The following is a 25,148-nucleotide window of genomic DNA, read 5'->3' on the forward strand; positions in this document are numbered from 1 at the left end:
TTTCGGTTGTGAAGTCGAACTCAGGCGAGCGAAAGGTTCTCGTACAATACGATGGCTTGATTTGGGTGCAGACAAATCGATTCCGCCGAGTTCCCGCTGATCGCAGCTTGACTGTCCAGGATCGGAGGCGGGAAGCCCTCACTCAATTGCAAGAACTCTGCAAGCTCGGCTTGCGACATTGCATCGTCGTTGGGACGCAACTCCGGCGTGGAATCTGCCAGGCGGCACACCACGAAGAGCTGTTCATCGCCACGCCGAAACTGCAATGCGTAGCAGCCGCGATCGACATCTGTTCTCACAACCAGATGCTCACCTGCGAGTAAACCTGAGCGGACGAATCGATGACGCACGGCAATCAGATCGCGGTACCAGGAATGCATAGCAATACTGCCAGCACTGACCTCACCGATGCGCGCCGACTCAAATGCAACCGCGTCGGTCGGCAGCACGCCGCCGGACCAATCATGTTGCGGGTACTCACGCCGGCGCCCCTCGACGACTGCTTTACGCAGCGACTCGTCGCCAAAGTCAACGAAGAACGCGAACGGATTTTCGCAAGCGAACTCCTCGCCCATGAATAGCATTGGGATCGCCGGAGAAAGCACTAGTAGCGTCGCCGCAGCAGCCTGGGTTTCCGAAGCGGTAATCTGATGAAAGCGTTGCCCGAGCGGATGGTTGCCAATGAAATCATGATTTTGGATGCAGTAAACCACACTCGATGTATCTACCCGCAGGGCCGTCGCGTTTCCAATTTCTTCACGACCACGGTCGCCACGGACGTCACCCCGAAAGACGAACCCACGATGGAGCGCGCGAGCTAAGTCTTGGTGCGGTTCATAGGTACGGACAGTCAAACGATCTCGAGAACGCACGCACGCTAACAAAGCGTGTGCGAAGTCGTCACCCCACTGAGCATCGAACCCGCAGCCATGTTCGCTCAGCGGCGCGGTCATGGAACCGTCGTACACATTCGTTTCGGCGATCAACCAGATCCGTCGCCCAACACGTTCCGACCACTCTCGAACTTCGCGGCCAAACTGACGCGTGATGTGCTCGTCGCTGTGATCGCGCATGCAATGAATGGCGTCGACTCGCAGGCCGTCGAAGTGAAACTCGTCGAGCCAATAAATTGCGTTGTCGATCACCAGCCTCCGGATCGCTTTCGCTGCGGATCCATCGTCAAAGTTGGGCGATGCGCCCCAAGGCGTGTTGTGACGGCTAGAGAAATATTCCCCCAGCGTCGACCAATAATTCCCTTCGGGGCCGAAGTGGTTATAAACCACATCGAGAAACACATTGAGCCCACGGGCGTGGGCGGCGTCGACGAAATGCCTAAGATCGTCGGGAGTCCCCATCGCGTTCATGGGTGCAAACCAATGCGTCGCGTCATATCCCCAATTCCACCTGCCGGGACACTGCGCAATTGGCATCAACTCTATCGCGGTGATCCCCAAATCAACGAGTTCATCAAGCCGCTCGATCGCACTGAGAAACGTGCCCTCGGACGTGAACGCACCTATATGAAGCTCGTAAATGACCAAGTCTTCCCGCCGAGTGGGGCGCGTGTGGTCGTCGTGCTGCCAAGGAAACTGACGAGAGACCACGCGGGAAAATCCATGCACACCTTCGGGCTGGTAACGCGACGCTGGGTCTGGGATCGCAGATGCCTCTCCATCCGCATCGATAGCCTTTGAGCCCAGCCGCAGGCGATAGTCAGTGCCGACCGGACAGTCATCCACCGACGCGCTGAAGAAACCGTCTTGACTTCGTTCCAGCTCGATCAATCTCGTTGCCGCCGATGCCGCCTCCGGTCGCCTGAACTCCAGTGAAAGCGTTTGATGCGCTGGAGCAAAAACGGAGAACTGCGTGCGGCGATGCCCCACGGGAACAGCACCCCACGGTCGGGGAATCGTCTGATCGACCGTGATTGAACTTTCGCCCCTCGCTGGAAGACCGCATCCAGCTCGCCAACCGAACCAGCGTAGACCTTCGAGCACCCCAGCCGTGCTGGATTTTGACGCCAACAACAGGCGGTCGGTCCACCCCCGTTGAGCATGAGCTTGAAACACGCGTGCAGCGAGTCGCCGATCGGCATTCGCGACAACAACGGCACGGTATCCCGCGACGAGCGCCGCATAGTCGTTACCGGAATCACCGCAAAAAACGACCTCGTCGTTGCGATACCCTTGGTCACGGCACCACCAATCCAGTGCAAAGGCTTTCGAGACATCTTGAGGCAGCACGTCAACGAGACCATCGCCGTTAAACGGATCGACACTACTGATCACGCTGTAGGGCAGCGAGTTGCTCAAAAGATAGCTCTCGACGGCGTGGTGGCACTCCTCGACGGACTCCGCAGCGACGTAGTAACTGAGCTTGTGCCGTTTCTGCTTAAACGATTCCTGCATGCGAAATCCGGGTAGAGCACCAACTTCGTTGCGAACTCGTTCAATATCCAACTCGCCAACAATCTCGTCGAGGCATTTGGCGAAGCTGTCGCTCAGGCGATACTCCGACGCGAGCGTCTGCGCCGTCGTCACGCCGCCCGACTCGCCCTGCGAGGGCGTCTGGCAAACGCCCTGGTAGGATTCAGCGCCCTGGTTCGGTGCGGCACCTGGTATACGTTCGTAAAGACTAGTGCCCACGTCACATAGAATCCAATCGGGCTGAGGCAGTCCATCGGCAACGATCGCCTCGAAGACAAAATCCAGATGGCGGCCGGTAACGAAGAGCAGCGGAAATTTCTCGTCGGCCAATTGGCCTCGTATTTGCACCAGTGCCTGATCAGCCTCTGGATCGTTGCCCAAGGGAATGAATGTGCCATCCAAATCGGTGGCGAGTGCGCGTGGGCCGGGGGTGATTTTCATTTGCATAGAGACCGAGTTGATTTGCATGATCTGACACTAACAGGTTGTTTCGCGCGCAGATCGGCGTATGTTATGAGGGACATTGGCACCCCCGCGACTGTGGATTTTGTGCCCTCATGCATCGGCACCGCGAGGATTGATTGAGTTACTACCACTGAAATATTCCCTGGAAGGATACCCTCACGACATGTCTAACAAACCCGCCGCCATCATCGTAGGGGAAGTATTGTGGGATTGTTTTTCGGAGCGGGACGGTGGTCGACGCATCCTCGGCGGCGCGCCACTGAATGTGGCGTGGAATCTTGCCGGACTGGGACTCGATCCCCTGTTTATAAGTGCCGTTGGCGATGATGAACTCGGGCACGAGATTCTCGCGAGGATGAAGGCCTTTGGGATGTCGACGACCGGGATCGCAGTCGTGCCGGGTGTGCCTACCGGAACCGTGCAGGTCACAATGATCGATGGCGAACCCCATTACGAAATTGTCAAAGATGTTGCTTGGGATCAGATCCCCCGCCCAGATGCGTCACTTTCCGAAGCGATCAGCGAGCGTCTGGCGGCTTCTCATCGCACAGGTAATCCAGCATTGTTTTACCACGGCTCGTTAGCTTGTCGTGACGAGCGCTCACGCAGCACGATTGTCGGCCTTCGCGATCTTGTGTTGAACGATCCCATTGATACCCATGTGTTCTTCGATGTCAACTTGCGGGCCCCGCATTACGAGCGTTCAACCCTCGACCTGCTCCGGAAGTCGGCCGCCTACATTAAACTCAATTTAGATGAGTTGGCCGAGTTAAGCGATGGTATTCGCGGTGACGCAGTTGAACAAACAATGGCTGCGGGTAGATCGTTTGAGCAAGACCCTGATCAAGTGCCGTTGTCAGGCCTGTTGGTCACACGAGGGTCGGACGGCGCCCTGTGCTACACACCGGGTTGCAGCGAGCCACTGCAGGTTCACTCACCCGCACCAGAAGAAATGATCGATCCTGTCGGTGCCGGCGATGCCTTTGCGGCAGTCGTGATGCACGGCATCCTGGCGGGCCGGCCGTTTACCAATTCACTGCATGACGCTGTTGCGTTTGCATCGAAAGTCTGTGGGCTCGCAGGTGCGACCTGTGACATTGTTGATTTTTACAAGCTACCCTCCTGTTAAGTGTTGAATCTCGATATGAAATCGCCTGACGACGACGGGCTCCGAATCACCTTGCTCAGTCTCCACGGGTTGATCCGTGGCCACGATTGCGAACTCGGCCGTGACGCCGACACCGGCGGGCAGATCAAGTACGTGCTTGAGCTCGCGCAGGAACTCTCCACGCGTGATAACGTCGCATCCGTTGAGCTCGTTACTCGACAACTGTTTGACGATCGAGTTGGCCCAGACTACGCGCAGGTTGAAGAGCCTCTGAGCGATAAAGCCAAGATCATCCGCATTCCGTTTGGACCTCGACGTTACCTGCGAAAAGAGGCTCTATGGCCCTATCTCGAAACCTTCATTGATCAAATGCTCGGCCACTACCGCCGCACCGGTCTACCGGATTTGATTCATGGTCACTACGCCGATGCGGGGTACGCTGGCGCCCAGCTCGCCCGGCTGTTGCACGTTCCCTACGTGTTCACCGGACACTCGCTCGGCCGAGTCAAACGAGAGCGCATGCTTGCCTCGATCGCAAAATCCAAGAGCAAGAAGACACCTGAGGATCTCGAAAAGAAATTCAAGTTCAAGTTTCGCGAAGAGGCCGAAGAGACGGCGTTAGAAACCGCGGCGATGGTGATCACAAGCACCGGCCAGGAAGTCGAACAGCAATACTCGGTATACCATCACTACCAGCCTGACCGCATGGAGGTGATCCCACCGGGGGTCGATCTGACGAACTTCTATCCTGACGATCCCAACGACCCGCTGCCGCCAATCTACGATCAACTGCTACCTTTCTTGCGCGAGCCTGATAAGCCGATGATTGTGGCCATGGCCCGGCCCGACGAACGCAAAAACCTTGAGATGCTCGTTCGCGTCTACGGGGAAAACCCAAAGATGCAGGATCAAGCCAATCTTGTGCTCGTGATGGGCGGGCGGGACGATCTACGAGATTTGCCGCCGTCGCAGCGAAAGGTCATCACCAATGTGCTGCAGCTCATCGACGTCTATGACCTCTATGGGAAGGTGGCTTACCCGAAATCACATCGACCTGCGGACGTCCCCGATCTCTACCGCCTCACCGCCCGTCGCCAGGGTGTTTTTGTTAATCCCGCGATGACCGAGCCGTTTGGTTTGACATTGCTCGAGGCAGCCGCCAGCGGCGTACCGATCGTGGCCACCAACGACGGGGGCCCGCGTGACATTATTGCGAATTGTCAGAACGGCTTGCTAATCGATCCGTTTGATCGTGAGTCAATCGATCATGCCATCATGCGGTGCTTGAGCGAGCCGGAGCAGTGGCAAGAATGGTCCCAGGCTGGGATTACCGGTACGCGGGAGCATTACAGTTGGAAAAATCACGTCGATCGATATCTGCGAGATGTCTCCGAGATTATCGGCACATCCGCACCCCCAGTCCTGTCGCAGTCACCGTCGCGAACCAACAAGCGACTGCCCGAATTTGACCGGATCATCATGACCGATCTCGATAATACGATGACCGGTGACGAGGATGCGCTGCGTGATTTCATCGATCTGATGAAAAATGCTGGCAAAGATGTTGGGTTTGGTATCGACACCGGGCGTTCACTCGCCGAAGCGATGCACCTAATCGACGAACTGGGGCTTCCCCGCCCCGATGTGCTATCTGCGGCCGTGGGTACAGAACTCTACTATGGTAGTGGTTTGACGCAGGACCAATCGTGGCACCAACAAATCTCGCACCATTGGGATGGCCAGCGCGTGCACGAGGTTCTCGATGGAATCCCTGGGCTGTATCTGCAAAAAGACAAGGACCAGACCGAATTCAAGATCAGCTATCGGATCGACCCCGAGGTCATATCTTCGGTCGACGACGTGCGTAGACAGATGCGGGAGGCTGGCCTGAAAGTGAAGGCGATCCTGTCACTCGGTTCGTTCCTCGATATCATTCCCATTCGTGGCGGCAGTGAGTTGTCGCTCCGGCACCTCGCCTACCGATGGGGATTTGAGCCCGAACACATGCTCGTAGCGGGTGACTGTGGTAACGATGAGGGTATGCTCAAGGGGGCGACGCTTGGCGTCGTCGTCGGTAACTACAGTCCCGAACTGGAACACTTGCGAGGACTGCCGCGGATCTATTTTGCGCAAGGGCATCATGCCAGAGGCGTTTTAGAAGGCATTGAGTACTATGATTTTCTCAATCATATACGCATTCCAAATGATCGCGCCGAAGCTGAATCCTCCAAAGAGGACACCAACGAATCGCGAGACTCCCAACATAGCGATGCTTCAGCGACGCACTGATCAGACTTCAATTCACTTCGTTGGCAGTTTCTGCATTCGCTGAACCCGTCATGGTCAGCGGTGGGATCGAAGCGGGATGACGTTGCGATCAACCGACCCTACCGCAATTTTACGTGACAAACTCACTTCTGTGACGTATATCCCCTCATAGAGCGTCAGCGCATAGCGTAGGGGTTTCATTCATGCCGGGTGTCGTCGAGACTTTGGGAGGTTTCCGATGACGGACCACCACTAGCATTGAGATCCACGCTTGCCAGCATGATGTGCTGACGAGCATTTTCACGAGCCGTTGTGGCGTGAGCCACGGTTGATACCCTGCCTTCCCGAGACTTCTCGCCGCTTTTGCGAAAATATGATTGCCCTGAAACTGAATCCACGATCCCGCGACCGCCATGGCGTTGCCGAAAGCCGCAATGACAAGCGAGCGAGAATCGCGTTGGAGCGACTCTTGCCATCGCTTGAGTCATTCTGGGAATCCGAAGACGTTGATCAGGATGAAATCGACGAAGTCATGGACCGTCTTCAACGACACTGGCCACGCTTATTTGGGCTGCTGGTGGGGCTGTACGGTGAGCAGTGGGATTTCTTCTATCATCTCGAGCAGATCGTGATGACGATGGTTCGCGGGTGGCGGTTGCGTGACGAGTCCCTGCGCCAATCCGATCGTCAACGGATTAATAATCCCGGATGGTACACGTCTGAGAAAATTGTTGGCGGGGCACTCTACGTCGATTTATTTAGCGAAAACCTCGGAAAACTGCGTGACCAGATCCCTTATTTTCAAAAACTTGGCCTGACCTACCTCCACCTCATGCCGCTGTTCGCCGTCCGCCCTGGCAACAATGATGGTGGCTATGCGATTAGCAACTACCGCAGCGTCGATCCTCGCGTGGGAACGCTCGACGACCTCAAAGAACTCGCCGCGTCGTTACGCGAAGCCGGCATCCTGCTGGTGCTCGACTTCGTCTTCAATCACACCGCCGACGATCATTACTGGGCACAGCAGGCTCAGTCCGGCAACGAGGAGTTTGAAGACTATTACTTCCTGTTCGATGACCGCATCGTGCCGGATCAATATGAAAGGACGCTGAGAGAGATCTTCCCAACCGTGCGGCGAGGCAGTTTTACTTGGCACGATGGCATGCAACGTTGGGTTTGGACAACGTTCAATAGCTTTCAGTGGGACCTCAACTATCGTAACCCTGAAGTCTTTCGAGCGATGCTCGCCGAGATGCTGTTCATCGCCAATACCGGTGTGGACTTGCTCCGGCTCGATGCGGTCGCCTTCATTTGGAAACAGATGGGAACGATGTGCGAGAATTTGCCCGAGGCGCACGAGATCATCCAGGCCTTCAATGCGTGCGCCCGCATCGCTGCTCCCGGATTAATTTTCAAAAGTGAAGCCATCGTCCACCCTGATGAAGTCGTGCGGTATATCAGTGAAGAGGAGTGTCAGACTTCGTACAATCCCACGTTGATGGCACTGTTGTGGGAATCGTTAGCAACCCGAGACACCAAACTGCTGCAGCGTTCGCTAGCACGTCGACACAAGCTGCCCGCGCAAACCACATGGGTGAATTACCTTCGCTGTCACGATGACATTGGCTGGACATTCGACGATGACGACGCAGCTGCCGTGGGGATCAATGCCTATCACCATCGGCATTTCCTCAATGCATTTTACACAGGTCAGTTCGAAGGCTCGTTCGCCCGCGGCGTCCCCTTCCAACACAATGTCGACACCGGTGACATGCGCATCAGCGGTACATTGGCCTCACTCGCAGGTTTGGAGCAGGCCATCGAGCAAGACCGCGCTGATCTGAAGGAATTGGCCATTCGACGCATCCTGCTGCTAAATGCCTCCATGCTCAGTGCAGGGGGTATACCGTTGATGTATTTGGGTGAAGAGTGGGGCACCCTGAACGATTATGACTTTGTCAAAGATCCAGCGAAGGCTGGCGATACGCGTTGGGTTCACCGCCCCAAGATGCAGTGGGACTATCTCGACGAACTAGGCGACGACGGTTCAATCCGGGGACGGATCTTTAAGTCTCTGCAGAAGCTCATTGAAATTCGCAAACAAACACCGGCCTTCTCGGGGCTGGACATGGAGCTGATGGCGACTCAGTCGCCGCAGTTGCTCGCCTACGTTCGGGCCAGTGCAGGCAATCGCGTCATCGTCGTATCGAATTTCAGCGAGCACCCGCAAACGATTGACAGTAATCGGCTGCGCACCGCTGGGATGGGACGTTTTTTCGAAGACCTGTATACTGGGGAAACCATCACCACGGCAGAAGACGTGCATTTAGAACCCTACCAATTCCTATGGCTGCATCGCGTGTGATCGGCTGGTGGATCTGAGCATTCGTATCCGATGACATCCTCATTTTTTCCGGAAGCCGCTCAGCTTGTCGACCGTTTACGCAAGGCATCCTTGCGCATCGCGTTGGCGGAGAGCTGCACGTGCGGAATGGCGGCAGCTCTCTTGGGAGGCGTGGCCGGGGCCAGTGAAGTGTTTTGCGGGAGTGCGGTCACGTACCGCGAATCCGTCAAATCGGACTGGCTCGGCGTCGCCCCTGACACCCTGCGTGTATTCACAGCAGAAAGTCAGCAGACGACCGACGAGATGGCTCGCTGCCTCATTCAACGCACCCGCGAAGCGGATTGGGGCGCCGCGATCACCGGACACCTCGGTCCACATGCACCCGCAGCGATCGACGGACGTATTTTTGTCTCCCTCGCCCGCCGCCAAACCAGCTCCGCAAGCAATCCCGTTCTATCCCGCAGTGAGTTTGTACTGTCCACGGCATCGCGATTGGACCGGCAACGCGAAGCAGCGCAGATTTTCATCTGCTGGATCCTCAGCCAAGAATCGATGGCAGGGTGAAATAGGTCGTTATACGACAGATGCCCGTGCTCGCGGACACCTCACCGGCTCACCTCAGCGTCGATGCGCTGAGCATGTTAGAATCTCGCCACAGGCTCCGTGTCGCCTTGTTTTCCCTATCTCCTCCTCTGGCCGCTGCTCATGCTCGTTCACCATGGTGCACACGATGGCGTTACCGGTTCATGTCATCAATTGTTCTGGAACGACAAGAAATCGAGCCTGCTGGTCGACTGCGGAATCTTCCAAGGTAGCGATGCCAAGAAACACCCCAATCCCGAGGTTAAGTTCCCGCTCCGAGGTATCGAATGCCTCTTGCTGACGCATGTGCACATCGACCACGTTGGACGCTTGCCCTACCTGATGGCGGCTGGGTTTGACCAACCAATTTTCTGTAGCGTGCCGACGGCAAAGCTATTGCCGATGGTCATGGAGGATGCGCTGCGAATCGGATTCACGCGGTCCAAACGCTTGATCGAGAAGTTCACCCGTCAGATTGGTCGACTGCTCAAGCCAATACCCTATCACCAGTGGCATGATCTTCCCGGTCGTGCCAAGGTGCGTCTGCTGCCTGCAGGCCATGTCTTGGGTTCAGCCATCTTTGAAGTGGAACTTCCCGACGGCAAGCGGGTCGTCTTCAGCGGCGACCTCGGTGCTGGCACCAATCCTCTACTGAATCCTCCTGAGAGTCCTGAACGAGCAGATCTGCTCGTCCTCGAGAGCACCTACGGCGATCGGCTGCACCCAGCTAAGAATGATCGCCAAGAGGAGCTGGAACAGATCATTCGGCATACGCTTGCAGATGGCGGAGTGACGATCATTCCCGCATTCTCACTCGGCCGGACGCAAGCTCTTCTATACGAGCTCAATGGGATATTCGAACGCGTCCAGAAAACCGAACATCACACGCTGATGAAACGAGTTGATGTGATCGTTGATTCACCTTTAGCCTCGCGGTTCACGGCGATCTACAAAGACATGCAAGACCATTGGGGAGAGGAGGCCCAAGTTGTGCTGCAGACCGATGATCAACCGCTCGTCTTTGAGAATCTCACGACCGTCGGGAGCCATACCGAACACAGACAGGTCCTGGATATGGTTGAGGAGCGCGACCTTCCGGCAGTTGTAATCGCGGGCAGTGGAATGTGCACCGGAGGCCGCGTCGTGAACTACCTCAAACGTTTCATTGGCGATGGACGCACCGACATCGTCTTTGCCGGGTACCAAGCGGGCGGCACTCCCGGTCACTACATCTCTCGCGGCAGCGACTGGGTACGGTTGGACGGCCGCAAATTTGATATCGCTGCCAAGGTCCATCAATTATCCGGATATTCGGCCCACGGGGACCAAGCCGACTTGATTCGATTCGTCGACGACATGGAAACACCACCCGGAGAGATTCGCTTGGTTCACGGGGAGTACGGCCCTAAACGGACATTGGCCGCTGAGCTGACCAAACGGGGTTACTCGGTTGTCTGAATGATGTTTGTGCCAATCAGGCGACGCGGGTGAACCGGGACGCAACTGATGACGATGTCCGGTTTCACCACCCGGTGCCCATGTACCCAGCAACTAGCACCCCGGGCCCGATACCCAAGCACCCCTGACCCAAGCACCCGGGCCTCACTGGTAAACAGCCGGCTTCGTGGTCCCGCTAAGTCCCTAAGTCCCCGCCATCTGCAACCCGTCGAGTAATTCTGCGGCAGCAGCGGAACGGTTGAGCACATAGTAGTGGATCCCTGGGACTCCATTGTCCATCAAGTCAATGGTTTGTTGGCGGGCATGTTCAACGCCCACACGAAATTGATGCTCGGCCGAATCGTTCTTCATCATCGCCTCAGCGAGCTGGTTAGGAATCGCCGCCTTGCACATTCCCGCAATCTTCTGGGCCTGTTTAAAATTGGTCACAGGGAGAATGCCGGGCACGATCGGCACGTTGATCCCAGCACGGGAGCAGTCGTCGCGGAAGCGGTAGAAGTCGGAGTTCTCGTAAAACAACTGTGTGATAACAATATCTGCGCCCGCATCAACCTTACGCTTCAAATTGCCTAGGTCGGTCTGGGCGTCGATCGCTTCCTGATGCACCTCCGGGTAGCCCGCCACCGCGACCCCCAGGTTTGGAAAGTTCTGGCGGATTAAATCGACCAGTTCATTGGCGTACCGCAGACCGCCCTCGGTCACCGAGAACTCAGTGGTTCCTTTAGGCGGGTCGCCTCGCAACGCGACGATGTAATCGATACCCATCTCCGTCGCTTGGCGCAGATACTCGCAGAGCTGTTGCGTACTGGATCCGACACACGTCAAGTGCGATGCCACGGGCAGGTTCGTGAGCTGCTTGACCCGCTGCAATACTTCCAGCGTGGTTCCTTGGCTCGATCCCCCTGCACCGTACGTGCAGGTGAAAAAACGTGGTTGAAACTGCATCAATCGCTCGACGTTTTCACACAGCGAATCGATGCCATCGGAGGTCTTGGGAGGGAATAATTCGAATGAAATGGCACAGCCATCGGAGCGGTATTGGTCGGCCAGAGTCATGTCGTATTTCGGTAATTGGGGGATACGTAATTGTCGCTCGACTCTCCGAGCCAAACGGTTCCGCTGGAAATCCTATCGGCTCATTGGGCTGAGCGACAGTGGTTTTTCGGAGGGTCACTATCGAACGTCCCCCTCCACTTTACCTGCCCCGGCGAAGTTGGAGGAGATCGACCAGAGACGATCTGATGAATCCGCTGGGGTCAACGCCTCATTTTGAGCAGCCCCCCATTATAAGCGGTTCCTACGCGATGCCAATTGGGAACGCGGGGAATCGACAAACGTCCATTATCGCTGGTAGATGGGTAGGTAGTGATAGCGAACGCCGAGGCTGAGGATCGCCAGCGATGTTGCGTAGGCGATACCAAAATTGCGTTCTTCGCCATCGCCACTCACCCAGTGACCCGACCGCGTCTGTACCCGTAGCAGCAATTCCTGCGTCAGCCGCGTCGCAGTCTCCGCTGCCTCGCCACCGACCTGATGCATCCCCTGGGCGTAGTAGTACATCCCATAAAAGAAAAAGCGATCGTTGGTGCGAGGCGGATGTTCAAGCAACCAGGCGGCCGCCCCACTGACTAAGGGCGAGTCGTATCGACCACAGGTTTGCATCGCGAGCAGGCCAGCCGCCGTCATCGTGAATGTTGGCGAAAACGTCCCCGGCATGTAGGCAAATCCATTGACTCGTTCGCGCGGGGTGCCCGCCTCGTCGAGAGATGATGTGAATGAGTTCTCCAGATAGGAAACGGCGTTATCGATCGCGGCCGCAGGGACGTCGAGCCCATCATTCTTGGCCGAACGCAGGGCCATCACCTGCCAGACCGAAACGGAGAGATCCGAGTCTCGCGCATCGGGCGTGTATCGCCAACCGCCCTGCATGTTCTTGGGCTTGCTGACTGCTTGCGATTTCAAAATAACTTTAATCGCCGCGTCGAGAGCATCGTGGATGCGTTCGTTCTGGTCGATCGACGATCCCATTCCCAGCGTCTCGGTCAGCATCAACGTGGTGATGCCGTGACCGTACATCCGTGACCCATCTTGACGACCAAAATAGCCGTCCGTTTGATTGCGAGGCTGCAATACATATTCGATCGCTTGATTCAATGCACGACCACGTGGTGAATCGTCACCCGCGACAGTACCCACGCAAGCCAACGCCATGATCGCTAGCGAAGTCATTGCGGTAGCATTGGCACGATCAGCGATCGATCCGTCGTTTGCCTGTTGTCGCAGCAGCGCATCAATGCCTCGGTCCACCGCGAGATCGAGCGAGTCGGGGACGTAGAGATCGGTCAAGTCATCAGCCCGCGAAATCGTCCCGAGCCATGGGCTCCCCGCTGCCGCTACTCCTCCTGCGGTCCACTGCGATAGTAACTGCCGACGTGTGATTGACTTGGTCATTTCGTTTCCTCCCCGGCGTGATCAAGCGACTCGGGAGCGCCGCTGCGTGCCCGTGCCGCTTCGCCTGCAATGGTTTGGAAATAAGCTTCGATCGCACCTCGATAGGGCAACGGTACACTCGCTTTGCGATCTTGGATCATGTCGTCACTGGTCTTCTCACGCAGCGCTCCCCACTGCCCATCGGTACGAAGTCCACCATCCATGTCGAGCAATCCGCCAGCCGGCATCTCGAACAGGCCGCCTGACTGTGATCCTGGATTATCGGCTTGGTTCTGTGACTGCTGCCCCTGGTCGGAGCCAGGTTCTCCAGCGGACGCGATCTGATTGAGTCGTTGTTGGCGTTCGGCAGCTAACCGGCGGGCGGCCTGCTGGGCAGCGGCTGCCAGGCTAGGTGATGCCTCGCTCGCCGTGGCAGGGGATTGGACGGGCTGGCCCGCTGCGGGCGGATTCTCGCCCGCCGCGGTCTGCCCAGTGCCGCCCGTCGATTTGCCAGCACTGGAGTCGCCAGCACTGGGATCGCCAGCAGTCGATTTGCTGGCATTGGAGGCGTCTGTCACTGTCGTCCGGTCTGCTGAAGAACCAAACAGGGCTCGATCGAGTTCATCGAGAGCCCGAGCGAGCTTTTCCGGGCGATCGGCTTCGGCCAAGGTCCCAGTGCTCGTGGGATTGTTTGCCGCTGGCGGCATCGTCTCAGACGCTCCCGTCGGCAATTCAGCGGCTGTCGCAGACTTGGCCATGGCTGACAGGGTATCGGCCTGAGCCGCCAACTGCTCGGCAGCCCTACCGAGACTTTGATGTGCAGACGCAGTGGAATCGTCGCCAGAGTCAGTGGGGTCGCTATCGGCAGCTTGTTGCAAACCTCGCTCGGCTTTCTGCAGGGAAGACTCGGCGGTTTTATGCAGTTCGTTGGCCGCAGCTTCGAGCTGATTGGCGGCACCGGCATTCCCCAGACGATCTTCGTGGCGGGCCGCCCGGCTTAGGTCATCTGCCGCCTGACGGGTAGCTTGGCGAGTCTCCGCCTGGGATTTCGCCATCCACTGGGCGGAGGAACGACGTGGCTTGGAAACCTCGTCAGGAGCAGATTCTTGAATGAGTTGGTCTAAACTCGCGGCAAGTCGTGTCATTTCACGCTGAGAAATCTCACTGGTTTGCGCGAGTAATCCAGCGGTGGGGTTGTTCATCTCAAGCTTGCTCATCGACTGTTTCTTGGTCTGATCGTTGAACGCCACCGCTCGCTGTTCCGCTTGACCAGCCGCCTCCTGTGTGGCCTCCGCCGCGGCGGTCGCTCGCGATGCTTCCTCGACTCGTTGGCGAGTCTCGCGCACTTTCTCTTGCAAGCCTGGTTGGTCGGGCTGATCGCGGAGTTGTGTTTCAGCTTGGCTGAGTTGCTTCTCCGCATCTCGCTTCTGCTGCTCCGCCTGCTGGACACGCCGGCCGGCTTCCTCGCGTCGTTGACGCCACCAAGGAACTTGGCGTCCGAGAGATTTGATCCAGTCGTTTTGAGTACGGCGTTGTTCAGCCTCGAGTTGCGAGGCACGCTGATCTCGAGACTTTTTGCTGGGATGGATTGCGTCTGCCGTATCTCGCATGGCTGCTTGCTCCAGTTCATGTAATTTCTCTGCCGCGTGTTGGAGAGTTTCTTGCAGCTGCCGTGATGCTGACTGGATTTCTTCGAGTAGAGATTCTTGGCGCTGCACGCGATCGGCTTGGTCTACCGACGAACGAAGTTCCTCCCGCAGCTCACGCACGGTTTTGAGCGCGGCTTCGTCCTCAACCCGGCTACTAGCCCGCTCGACCGCCGCGAGCCATTGATCATTGACAGCGCGGGACTGATCAGTGAGCGACCTCAATTGATTCCGGAGCCGTCGCTTCTGCCCGTCGAGTTGCGGATCTGCTTTTTCGAGTTCTCGCTGAAGACGATCTTCCTGTTCGGCAGCCGCTCGGACAGCCTTCCCGACATCGGCCACCGTTCGCTGAGAAATCTCAGACAGGTTCGCCTGCATCGGCAGATCCCGTTGGAGTTGCCGTTCAAGCTGCTTAAGCAATTCTTCTGGGCTGGTCTGCGCCAGGTCGCTGGTCGCCGACGCGTCCTGAAGTGAGTCTTCGAGTGAGCTGGGCTGCATGTCCTCTCGCAGCTCCTGACGGGTTTGCGACAGTTCTTCGCCTGTCTGGGCCGCCGCGAAATGGGCAGCTGTCGTCTGGAGTGTCTCGGCGAGTTTTTCGAGATTCTGAGTTGCTTGGGCAGGCGAAGCTGCATTCTCCGGCTGCTTCATTGCCGCGGCAACCGCATTCATCTGCCGTTGGATCTTCTGCAAAGCCGCATCGGCATCACGAGCGAGCTCTCGCTCGTCGACATCATTCAGATTGGCTTCGTTTGCACGATCAACTAAGTCATCGGCCAGGCGATTGACCCGTTCCTGCAATTCATCGATTGACCGCTCGGACTCCTCAGTCTCGGAAGACGGTTCGCCTTGACTGGACTGAGGGGGGCTGTTTGTCTGCTGCTTCTTTGCCTCCGCTGCTGCTGCCTCGGCAAGCTCACTAGTTGTCGGCACAAACGCGCGCAACGTTGCCCGTGCGTCCACCATGGCCGCGTCAATGGCCGGCATTGCATCTCGATATCGCGTTGCCAGTGATTGCACGGGAGCAGCCGCGGAAACGGTCGGCTGAGAATCATAACGTCGTTTGGTGATCCAATCGCGAGCCTGATTGAATTCCGATCCCCAACGCGTGGCTTGTAAGTCATCAATCAGCTGATGATCGAGTTCGGCCGAGCGAAGCTGCTGCAGAGGCGTTTCGGAAAACACCTGATAGTGTTCCAGGCGGATGCCCTGGTCGATCGCTTGGTCGGCTGAGTCGTCTCCAAAACGTTCCCGATCAGCGATGTCTTGCAACTGCGCCGCTAACCGCGTCAACTGCCCACCTGCTTCCAATACGGTAGCAGCCCTCGCGACCCGATCGAACACGACGTTGGGTCGTTCATCGGCGATGGGAGCGAATCCCGCTTCCGTGATGATCTCCATCACCTGACGGATCAGCTTAAAATCGCTCGCAACGGAAACTTGCATGTCCGGCCTGATCCGCTCACGGGCCTCGGCTCGTTGATACTGTTTAACCAAGCCGTCTCGCTGGGCTGTGAACGCATCATGTCGGAGCTGCTCATGGGCGACGCTCGGTGCGATCTTCACGCTGTCCTGCTGCTCTTGTGCACGGTGCAATCGCTCGATCGATGCCTGCCATTCCCGGCCATCGCGTCCGAGAGTGTCGATGGCCGCGTGGGATTGCAGATCGGCGCGGCTGAGTTCTCGAACGGCACCGGCAATTTTATTAAACGTGTTGCCATGAACAACGGATCCAGTTTGGTGTTGCTGCATATCAAGCAATAACTGCGCAAGCGAGTCTCGAAAGTTTCTCTCGACATCCGGATTGCGATCTAACTGCAGTTTTTCATTCGCCTGTTCAATACGAAAAATTGACTCACCTAGAAAGCTGCGTAGATTCTGCAGGTGTCGCTGTGTTTCATCGGGCAGATCGTCCTCCAGCGATCCAATCAATACGTCCACCAGCCGGATCCGTTCCGACAACAAATTCGCTTGACCGGGCAGTCGTTCCATCGGTATGGCAGAATCTCTGTTGACAGATTCTTCGCTTACAGTGCCTTCGTCGACCAACAACGCCGTTTGTGCACGAATCGACTCCAAGTCATCTATAAGGGCTTTCGCCAACTTGCTGGCGAGCAACTGCTTGGGGAGCTCGCTAGTTTGCTTGATTCGCCCTTGGATCTGCCGAACCGTCGCAGCGACTTCGTCGACGACGCGTTTGCGGCCCTGTCGATCCATAGCGTCGCCCAGTTCAGCAGCATGCTGCCAGGATGCGAGGGATCCGTGCAGTCTCATGAGGGCCGTCATCGCGAAACGATCAAGCAGAGATTGCTGATCCGTCGAAACGGAGTCAGTGCTCCTCAACATCATTTCGGAAAGCGAGCGAGGCTCGAGCACGACCTCATCGGAGTCGCGGTCCTTCGCCAGTTCCCTCAACACGTCAGGATCCATGTCGCCAGCAATTTCATGCCATCGCTCGCTCAATGCACCGAGCGCCGCATTCAACTCTCTGTCGGGAACGAACCCGTCGCCATCTAGATCCTCTTTCGCTTGCTCGGTGGACTTCTTGATGCTTTCGAGCACACCTTGCAAATCCATCAACCAGGTGCTCATCTCCCCGGCGAGAGTTTGCCAAGCATAGAGGGCTGCGTGGCGATTGGGAGCAAATTGTTCACCGGCGATAAAAATGTACCGCCAGTCAGACTCGCCTCGCTTTCCCTGCCGATCCAAAGCAACCAAACGCACTCTCAACAGCGTGCCAGCGGGCAATGCCTCGCTCTGAGTGCCGGTGCCACTGAGATCCATCAGGTCGGCATCCCACAGGATGTCTTGCTGAGTGTCGACGGGATCAAGTTGCACCACCCGCTCGCGGATCGGTCCCGCGTCAACAATGGACTCAATCACATAGTGGTCCATCGGCAAATCATCTTCAATCCGTCCGGGGAAACTCAACATGGCAGCCGACGAGGCCAGCTGGCGTGTCGGTACCGTCCCTGACCACATCGATGTTGGTGATTGATCGACGACGGGATCAATCAAGCAGCGTGGGAGAAACGGGTTATCGAGCTCGCTCTGCATACTGATCGCGTCCACGCGGTAGCTGCCGGGTGTTTGAATCGCTACATCAAAACGAAACCGTGTGGGATCTCCCTCCACGCTGTGCATCGGCACAGCGACGTCATTGCCATAGTCACCAAACCAAACCTGCGGCGAGACAACGGGCTGGTCAAATGTCACAGTGACTTCAGCTGTCGTTCCGACTAACGCTTCGACATCACCGTGCTCGTCGCGCGACTCGGCATCGGGCAGCTTGGCATAGGATGGGAAACGATATCGTTTTGCGAATTCAACAACGCGCGGCCGGGGCATGGGTGTCAATGTGTGCCATCGCGACTCTGCATCACCGGCGAGTACCCGGTAGTGCACCGCGCTGCGGTCGACCTGGAGATTAACCGCGTACGGCTCAGCGGCTTCTGATTGGGAGACGTTCACATCGCCGGTTGCCTCGTTGGTGGCACCCGCAGTGGACAGCACTCCTCGCGGCGACATACTTAATTCACCTACACGTCCATCCTCACTTTGCCATTGCAGATGAACGTCACCGCTTCCCAACTTCTCTACCGCCGCCACGATGGCAATGAGGTCGCCGTGGGCAACGGATTTGGATGGGGGTTGTGGCGCGATAATGCGCAACTGAGTGATCGAGGCTCGTTCGATGGGTGCGAGGGGCACCAATGCGCGAGCTAGTCGCCGGGGTAGCTGAAGTGAAGGGATTAGACTCAACAACGCCACAGTCAAACCAGCGAGGATCGCTGTGACGAGCGCCGTTCGGACCAGTCGCCATGGCAACATGTGCCGAATATCGATCGATGAAAGTTCGCCGGCAACGCCGGACTGCAACGACGAGCGAAATTCAATGGACCCATTGGCGCTGCGTGGATCTTCGAGCTCCACCGCCGCGAGCAATCGCTCGCGCAGCGGTGGCGTCGCCGCTTCCATGCTTCGCGCGATCGCGGTCCAATCCCGCCTCCGGGATTGACGCACACCACACCACCACGCCGTCATCAACGCTGCCATATCAACCAGCAGCGTGCCGATGGTGCGCAGCAATGTCGACATTGACCAAAAATAATCGATCGCCACAAGCAGCAGCATGCCCACAATCAAGCAAAAGATGCCAACGGCGATCCCTCGGCAAAGCTGCAGACGGGCGCGGCGACTGGCAAACCGCTCAATCGCGGAGCGCGTCGGCGGCAGCAATTCGCTGGCAACCGGTGGAAGAGGGGACGCATTGACGTCCTCCAGACCGGCTGACGGCGACGGCAAAAGCATGCTGCCCGCACTCGATCGCGATGACTTACTCGAACTCATAGCAACCCCACTTTCTTACGAAACCACCACTCCACCGCCAGCAGTGCCACCATGATCGCGAACATCCACCAGGACTGCCACAGCAGCGTATCAGACTCGACGATCCGCCCCCCGGAAAGCGCATCGAGCGAGTTCAAAACTTCGTTCGCGGACGATTCGTGGACCGCGACACCGCCCCCCGACGTAGCGATTCGCTGCAGTGCAGCTTCGTCAACCGACACGCGATCAAGTTCGGTGGAACGTGGCGATACCACCCAAAACGGCATCGATGCTTGGAGCGCCGCTGCATCGTAACCGCTGGCCCGCACTCGCACGCGATATTCGCCGGCCGGCAAGGGAGCGGTTTCACCGAGGTAGGTCCGTCGTCCTGCATCGTCCAAACTGAGCGGCACCGTTGCAATCGGCTGATCATCGCGAAGCAGCACCGCATCGACAGTCGCCGCAGGCACTGACTCACCTTCATGGCGGTCGGCGTTCAGCAGTCTTACCCGAATCGTCGCGGCCTGTCCCACTCGGTAGTCAATTTTATCCGTCCCAATTGCAACGAACGCATCGCGGACGGCATAGGGCGGCTGCATCGCCGCGGTCATCAACTGGTTCCAAAATCGCCCCTGCAGTTGATTCTCAACTCGGTATCGCCATCGCCATGTTTGGTCCGATGCGAGATAAAAAACGCGTCCGGCTCCATACATCCGAGTGACCAACCATGGAACCTGCTTGCCTTGCGTATCGATCGCTGCGGCCCATACCTCCGCATCGGCGAGTGGCGTGACGACATCGACTACCGTCGGCGCCGGCAGGTGAGACCAAATTTCGTTGACTTTTCCTGGCAATTGCTCGTTTCTCACATCCAACAACATCACGGGATGTGATTGTCCTGCAGCGGTCGGCTCAATCGCACGAATGTTTCGTAGCGGTGCGGCGGTGGAATCAAATTGAACTGGGATCATGCCCGCCATGATGGATTGCTCGGCCAGAACTGCGAGGCGGCGGTACGAACCATCAACGACAATCAACCCGCCACCGCCAGCGACAAACTCCGATAGCTGCTCAGCATCCTGTTCGGTCCATTGATCCGGCGGGATCTCACCGAGAATAACTGCGTCGTATCGCGACCAAGCTCGGACGGATTCCGGCAGCTCCCCAGGGTCTTCACCGCGGCGGACCTGCGGCATATCGGTACCGCGACCAAACAAGACGGTATCTACCTCCCAGGCAGGATCTCTCGAAAACAGGTTTCTCAAGTAGCGGGTTTCCCATCGTGCTGAGCCATCGAGAATCAACAGTCGCCGATCACGGCTAGCCGCCGCAATGCGAAACTCCATGGAATCGTTGGACGCGGTTCCGTCTGCACTGATCATCGCAGACGGCTGGTTCTCCTGATTCGAAATAACCTGATCCCGTTCGCTTACCATTGACACCTGAGCTGACAATGCCAACGCCACCGTATCGCGATCAACGCCACGGAGTTCGTCCTGGTTCGCCTGCTGCATCAATGGTTCCACCGGAAAATTAAAATCAACGGGCGAACTCCCGTCCCCAGAAACGACTACGGTGTCCGACCAAACCGTCTGCTGACCGCTCTGAATCGCAACCCGCACACTTTTGCCTTCGTACCCAAAGTGTTTGACCCATACTCGTCCGGCGACGTGTCCGTCATCAGCGACCCGCTGAGGTACATCAACGTCGACGATGCCAATGTCCGCGGGCTCGTCCACACTTCCAATCCCGATGGTGTGAACCGTCCAGCCGACATCAGCGAGGCGCGCGGCAACTTCCCCCGCGTCCGCTCGCCCAGCCGAGTCGCGCCCATCGGTGAACAGCACGACCGCTCGCGATGCTTCCTCATCATGGCGATCACTTGCAATTTCCCGGCCTACACCCTCTGCGATTGCACGGAGTGGCGAACTCAAGTCGGTACCGCCCCCATTGGCATTCTCCAGCAACGCCCGCGTGTGGTCGTCCATTTGTCGTGTCAGGTCCCGCAGATCACCCGAATGAAGGGTTGGCATCTCATCGGTCGACGACGAACTCCACGCCAAGTTCGCGGAGTCATCGAACACAACAACATCCATCAGGTGAGTGTCTCGCAGTTGTTCGATCCAGCCTTCATGTCCTGGTTGGCCGAACAACAGATCGGTTGCCCGCCGCAGCCGATCCGGCGAAACCTGCGTTTGAGAATCCTGTTCGCTCATGCTTTGCGATCGATCGACCGCCCACACCACGCGTGCTGGATTGCCGATCACGTGACGGTGATGCCAAACAGGCCCCGCCAATAAAAAACAGGCAAGCACAACAGCGGTACCGCGCATCGCCGGCAGCAACCAAGACCAAGGTGGATCGATTTTCGCCGTTTCGCGAAGGTAGAGCAGCATCACGATCATTCCTGCGGACAATGCCCCCAGTAAGATCAGCCAAGTCGGCAGCTCAGAGGAGAATCGCAGGTTCGCAACCACGTCACTCATGTCGTTGCCTGGGCGTGAGAACGTGAAAAACGATTGGCCGATCGAGTCACCCCGAACTGCTGCCACATCACCTCAACAATCATCACCACCAACAGCAACCACAGCAGCGGTCGCCAAACCTCGACGCCAAACCGATCCCGCGTCGTGGCGGCAACAAGAGAATCTGCATCACTGAAAAGATTCGCCCCCATCCGCTCAGTGCACTCCGTAAGCAACTCCGGTGCAACGCTGCGCAGTGTCGACTCCTCCGCCGGAACCTCAACTACTCGAACCTGCGGCATGACCAACGGATCTGCTGCTCGATGGATCGGAACAGACGCCTCCACGGTGTCCTTACCGGAGTCGTTACTGGAGTTCTCCATATCGCCGACGCGGACATGCTCAAATCGATAGGCACCGACTTGCTGCGTGTCTGTGAATACGAGTGGAGCTCGAGCAGCGACCGATAGCGTTTGAGTACTTTTCCCGGGCATGGAAACTTCCCACACTCTCGCATCCGACTCATCGAAACGGCCAACGGGAACAATCACCATCGCGGTGCCAGGCAGCACGTCGCCTGGACAATCCGAGCCGACCATCTCCATCACGAGTTCCTGCATCATCGGGAGGAATACCGGTCGCAGTGGCAAGTTGGACCACGCCGTGTCGCAAGGGATGGCAAACTGCACCACCCGCCCGCTGGTTGATACTCGATCCGGTCCAGCCTCATCCCAGTCCGTTCCAGGCGCAATGGTTTTCGCAACGACCAGGGGCGCCCCCACATCGGTGTGAAGCCAAATCGACACTGATTTGTCGTGCGGCGTAATCGTGCGCAGTCGTTTGACGTCCACCGAATCGAATAGAGAATCCTCGGCATCGCCGAGCGATCGCCAAACCGCCAGCTTCGCTCCCGGTGGTTCGATTCGATAAAGCCTCTCCCCGGCACTTGTGACTTGCTGCGGTGAGGCAGGTAACCACGGGCACTCTGACCACGCCGAGGAGTCAACCTGATCTCCATCGAAAAACAGCACCCGTCCGCCAGCTGCGAGATAGTGATCGAGCAGATCCGTTCCATTGGGTAGGGAAGGTGGGCGTTTAACGTTGGCCAGCACGATCAGATCCGGGAATCCTTCTCCCGTCTCGTCAGCGATCGGTGACTCCGCTGCAATCATGGGCTCAAGAGTCTTCACCAAGGTCCTCTCTGACATCACCTGGGTTGAAACGAGATCCTGTTGGGCGATCGCGAGATGACGTGGCCCCCGAGTGCTCGAGCCTGGCCCCCGAGTGCTCGAGCTTGGCTCCCGAAAGCTCGAGCCTGCACGGCGAACAGCAGATTGAAACGCGAAGGGACTGAGTGCGACCTTGAGAAAATCTGTTTCACTGTGCAGTGGCTGCCGCGATGGTTGACCATCGACCAACCAAACACGGACGGGGCTCGACACCTCGATCGCCCACTCACGCCGATTGTCGGCGGCAATTGCGTCGGCGTGCTCAATCGACAATCCCACACTCGCCCCTCCTGGCTTCTCGAACGTGGTTTGCCAATTTAACTTTGTCGTGCCGTGAGGCTCGATCGAAACCGTCTGGGTGTGGAGCACACGCCCGTCCACCATCCAACCCGCCCGCAGATGAGTGACAGGCAATTCCGAGTCATTGCGGATCGATGCTGTCAGCAATACCGATTGACCAACAAGAATTGCGGCGGCGTCAGTGGATACCGACTCGACGAGCACATTTGCGAGCGTACTGGAATCCGCATCTGTTTCGGTGACATCTAAAAAATCAACTTGCGGCCGTGGCTCAAACCCGGCCAATCGCTCGTCGAGATGATCGATTACCTCCAACACCAGCGAGTGATTATCGACGCTGGATCCTGCGAACGTGTTCTCCTGAAAATCGGACACTAGCACGATGCGACGGTAGGGGTGCGCCGCATCGCGACACGCGTCGACGGCGGCCTGCAATGCTACAGATAGACTCATCGGTGGGCCATCAAAGCGGAGGTCGCGAATCATCTCGCGAGCGTCGCGGGGCGATCCACGCCTGGGTGCTGACACCAATTGGCTGCTCGACATGAGGATGACTTCGTCGCGCCGGGACATCGAATCAAGTAACGCGTTTGCAGACTCCACGGCCCGCACCGAGCGGCTTGTGGCCGACATGGACCGGCTATCGTCAATCATCAAGATCAATGACACCGGCGCCTGCCCCGCCAGCGAACGGCCGCCGATCGATGAGAGCAGCGGCCGTGCCATCGCGAGTGCCAACAAAATCGGAATAGCACAACGCAGTGCCAACAGGATCCATTGGTGCCACTGCATCCTTCGACGATTGGCATTGACAACGTCTTGCAACAGAAACATCGCCCCCCAATCGAGCGTGCGGAAGCGACTGCGAAACAATAAATGTATGGCCAGCGGCACGACAAACGCCGCCGCGCCTAATGCCATCGCTGCATTGATAAAGCTCATGGCATGTCCTCCAGAACCGTGCGGCGATGAATCACATCGCCTGCCGCTCCGGAGACCGGGCCTGCCATACGAAGTGTGATGAACCGTGACAGACAATCCACCAGCGGCAGGTCCGTGCTGATCAACAGGTGGTCGACATGATTGCGGCGACAGGCAGCAGCGATCATGTCATTGTGGCGATGCAACGACTCCAGATATCGTGTGCGAATTTGGCGAGCATCAATCACCTCATGTCGCTCGTCCCGTTCAAGATCACGAAAGTCAATCCGTTCGTCAAAGGGAAAATCTAACTCGTCGGGATCGACTACCTGCAGGAACACGACGTCCTGCCGCCCACCCCTGAGCAGCGTCAGCGACCGGCCGAGCGATTCGACGTCACCAAAGCCGTCGGAAATTAAAACGACCAACCCCCGCCGCGGCAACTTGACCGATGCTTGCCGCAACACCGTGCCTAAATCCGTCTCACCGCCCCGCTGTGACTGTGCCAGTGAGTTCAAAATCACGTTCAGGTGTGAGGGCAACATGCGCGGCGGTACATAGTCGCGGACTTTGGCGTCAAAGGTCATCACCCCAACAGAATCTTGATTGGAAAGCATCAAGTACGCAAACGCCGCGGCTAGACCTGTCGCATACTCTTGCTTCGTACCATCCCACCACGAGGGCGGTGGCGGGGACGTGGTACTCGACGCGTTTTCCTGCGCGTTGTGACTGACTGATCGTGCACGCTCGCCCCCGTAGGCCATGCTACCGCTCTGATCGACCAATAGCATGCAACGTAGATTCGTTTCCTCCTCAAACTCACGAATATACAATCGGTCACTTTTACCGAAGGCTTTCCAATCGATATTTTTCAGTTCGTCGCCCGGCACGTAGGGCCGATGCTCTTTGAACTCCACGCTAGAGCCTTTATGCGGAGATCGATGCCGTCCCACCGCTAGCCCCTCAACCGCTTGGCGGGCAACCAAACGCAATGATTCGATGCGTGAGACATCGCGGGCGCGAAACAAATCAGCAAGTCGCATGGAGGTAGGATCCGAGACGGGAGAGCAAAAGCTGGCAACCGCCTAGTCTAGCCCACCCGATCACCGCAGTCACGCGTTCGCGTATGTGGCGACCGCCCCCCGCTCGTTGAAATGCGACGGTTTCCGACTGTCCCCCT

At 57.4% G+C, this 25,148-nt stretch carries 12 protein-coding genes; 5 read left to right on the forward strand and 7 right to left on the reverse strand.

The window, feature by feature from the left end; all coding sequences use genetic code 11:
• Window positions 1-20: 20 nt before the first annotated feature.
• Window positions 21-2,867 (reverse strand): HAD family hydrolase, encoded by a 2,847-nt coding sequence (locus Poly21_RS01225; RefSeq protein ID WP_146405176.1) that lies wholly within the window; start codon window positions 2,865-2,867, stop codon window positions 21-23.
• A 187-nt stretch (window positions 2,868-3,054) separates the two neighbouring features.
• Here Poly21_RS01225 and Poly21_RS01230 point away from each other — a divergent pair, with 187 nt between their 5' ends.
• The 5 genes from Poly21_RS01230 (at window position 3,055) to Poly21_RS01250 (ending at window position 10,651) form a co-directional block, all read left to right on the forward strand.
• Entirely contained in the window at window positions 3,055-4,020 is a 966-nt protein-coding gene (locus tag Poly21_RS01230) for a carbohydrate kinase family protein (protein WP_146405178.1), read from the forward strand.
• Window positions 4,021-4,035: 15 nt separating this feature from the next.
• Entirely contained in the window at window positions 4,036-6,288 is a 2,253-nt protein-coding gene (locus Poly21_RS01235) for an HAD family hydrolase (protein ID WP_146405180.1), read from the forward strand.
• Between the two features lie 352 nt (window positions 6,289-6,640).
• Window positions 6,641-8,632, forward strand: a complete 1,992-nt coding sequence (locus tag Poly21_RS01240) for an alpha-amylase family glycosyl hydrolase (protein ID WP_146405182.1) — start codon at window positions 6,641-6,643, stop codon at window positions 8,630-8,632.
• A 30-nt stretch (window positions 8,633-8,662) separates the two neighbouring features.
• Window positions 8,663-9,175: a CinA family protein gene (locus tag Poly21_RS01245; protein WP_146405184.1), complete on the forward strand. Its 513-nt coding sequence runs from the start codon at window positions 8,663-8,665 to the stop codon at window positions 9,173-9,175.
• A gap of 141 nt (window positions 9,176-9,316) precedes the next feature.
• The gene (locus tag Poly21_RS01250) at window positions 9,317-10,651 is read left to right on the forward strand and encodes an MBL fold metallo-hydrolase RNA specificity domain-containing protein (protein WP_146405187.1); all 1,335 of its coding nucleotides are present in this window, start codon (window positions 9,317-9,319) and stop codon (window positions 10,649-10,651) included.
• A gap of 183 nt (window positions 10,652-10,834) precedes the next feature.
• On the opposite strand, the gene metF is transcribed toward Poly21_RS01250, so the two are convergent.
• From metF to Poly21_RS01280, 6 genes are all read right to left on the reverse strand, one after another.
• Window positions 10,835-11,707 (reverse strand): methylenetetrahydrofolate reductase [NAD(P)H], encoded by an 873-nt coding sequence (gene metF / locus Poly21_RS01255; RefSeq protein WP_146405189.1) that lies wholly within the window; start codon window positions 11,705-11,707, stop codon window positions 10,835-10,837.
• Window positions 11,708-11,992: 285 nt separating this feature from the next.
• Window positions 11,993-13,102, reverse strand: a complete 1,110-nt coding sequence (locus Poly21_RS01260; RefSeq protein WP_302117141.1) for a prenyltransferase/squalene oxidase repeat-containing protein — start codon at window positions 13,100-13,102, stop codon at window positions 11,993-11,995.
• Complete coding sequence (locus Poly21_RS01265) at window positions 13,099-19,074, reverse strand: hypothetical protein (protein WP_302117143.1); 5,976 nt, start codon at window positions 19,072-19,074, stop codon at window positions 13,099-13,101. Before Poly21_RS01265 ends, Poly21_RS01260 begins: the two co-directional genes overlap by 4 nt.
• Window positions 19,071-21,539 carry a VWA domain-containing protein gene (locus Poly21_RS01270; protein ID WP_146405193.1) on the reverse strand — a complete coding sequence of 823 codons (2,469 nt, stop codon included), beginning with the start codon at window positions 21,537-21,539 and terminating at the stop codon, window positions 19,071-19,073. The genes Poly21_RS01265 and Poly21_RS01270 overlap by 4 nt, the downstream gene beginning before the upstream one ends.
• The gene (locus Poly21_RS01275; protein ID WP_146405195.1) at window positions 21,536-23,989 is read right to left on the reverse strand and encodes a BatA domain-containing protein; all 2,454 of its coding nucleotides are present in this window, start codon (window positions 23,987-23,989) and stop codon (window positions 21,536-21,538) included. Before Poly21_RS01275 ends, Poly21_RS01270 begins: the two co-directional genes overlap by 4 nt.
• Window positions 23,986-25,011, reverse strand: a complete 1,026-nt coding sequence (locus Poly21_RS01280) for a DUF58 domain-containing protein (RefSeq protein ID WP_146405196.1) — start codon at window positions 25,009-25,011, stop codon at window positions 23,986-23,988. Before Poly21_RS01280 ends, Poly21_RS01275 begins: the two co-directional genes overlap by 4 nt.
• Window positions 25,012-25,148 lie beyond the last annotated feature (137 nt).

Origin of the sequence: Allorhodopirellula heiligendammensis, from assembly GCF_007860105.1 — a bacterium.
GTDB lineage: Bacteria > Planctomycetota > Planctomycetia > Pirellulales > Pirellulaceae > Rhodopirellula > Rhodopirellula heiligendammensis.

Bases quoted from the DNA above. Each gene is read 5' to 3' on its own strand.
- Poly21_RS01230 (WP_146405178.1), top strand. From the start codon at position 3,055: ATGTCTAACAAACCCGCCGCCATCATCGTAGGGGAAGTATTGTGGGAT.
- Poly21_RS01235 (WP_146405180.1), top strand. From the start codon at position 4,036: ATGAAATCGCCTGACGACGACGGGCTCCGAATCACCTTGCTCAGTCTC.
- Poly21_RS01260 (WP_302117141.1), bottom strand. From the start codon at position 13,102: ATGACCAAGTCAATCACACGTCGGCAGTTACTATCGCAGTGGACCGCA.
- Poly21_RS01245 (WP_146405184.1), top strand. From the start codon at position 8,663: ATGACATCCTCATTTTTTCCGGAAGCCGCTCAGCTTGTCGACCGTTTA.
- Poly21_RS01275 (WP_146405195.1), bottom strand. From the start codon at position 23,989: ATGAGCTTTATCAATGCAGCGATGGCATTAGGCGCGGCGGCGTTTGTC.
- metF (WP_146405189.1), bottom strand. From the start codon at position 11,707: ATGACTCTGGCCGACCAATACCGCTCCGATGGCTGTGCCATTTCATTC.
- Poly21_RS01225 (WP_146405176.1), bottom strand. From the start codon at position 2,867: ATGAAAATCACCCCCGGCCCACGCGCACTCGCCACCGATTTGGATGGC.
- Poly21_RS01270 (WP_146405193.1), bottom strand. From the start codon at position 21,539: ATGAGTGACGTGGTTGCGAACCTGCGATTCTCCTCTGAGCTGCCGACT.
- Poly21_RS01265 (WP_302117143.1), bottom strand. From the start codon at position 19,074: ATGAGTTCGAGTAAGTCATCGCGATCGAGTGCGGGCAGCATGCTTTTG.
- Poly21_RS01240 (WP_146405182.1), top strand. From the start codon at position 6,641: ATGATTGCCCTGAAACTGAATCCACGATCCCGCGACCGCCATGGCGTT.
- Poly21_RS01250 (WP_146405187.1), top strand. From the start codon at position 9,317: ATGCTCGTTCACCATGGTGCACACGATGGCGTTACCGGTTCATGTCAT.
- Poly21_RS01280 (WP_146405196.1), bottom strand. From the start codon at position 25,011: ATGCGACTTGCTGATTTGTTTCGCGCCCGCGATGTCTCACGCATCGAA.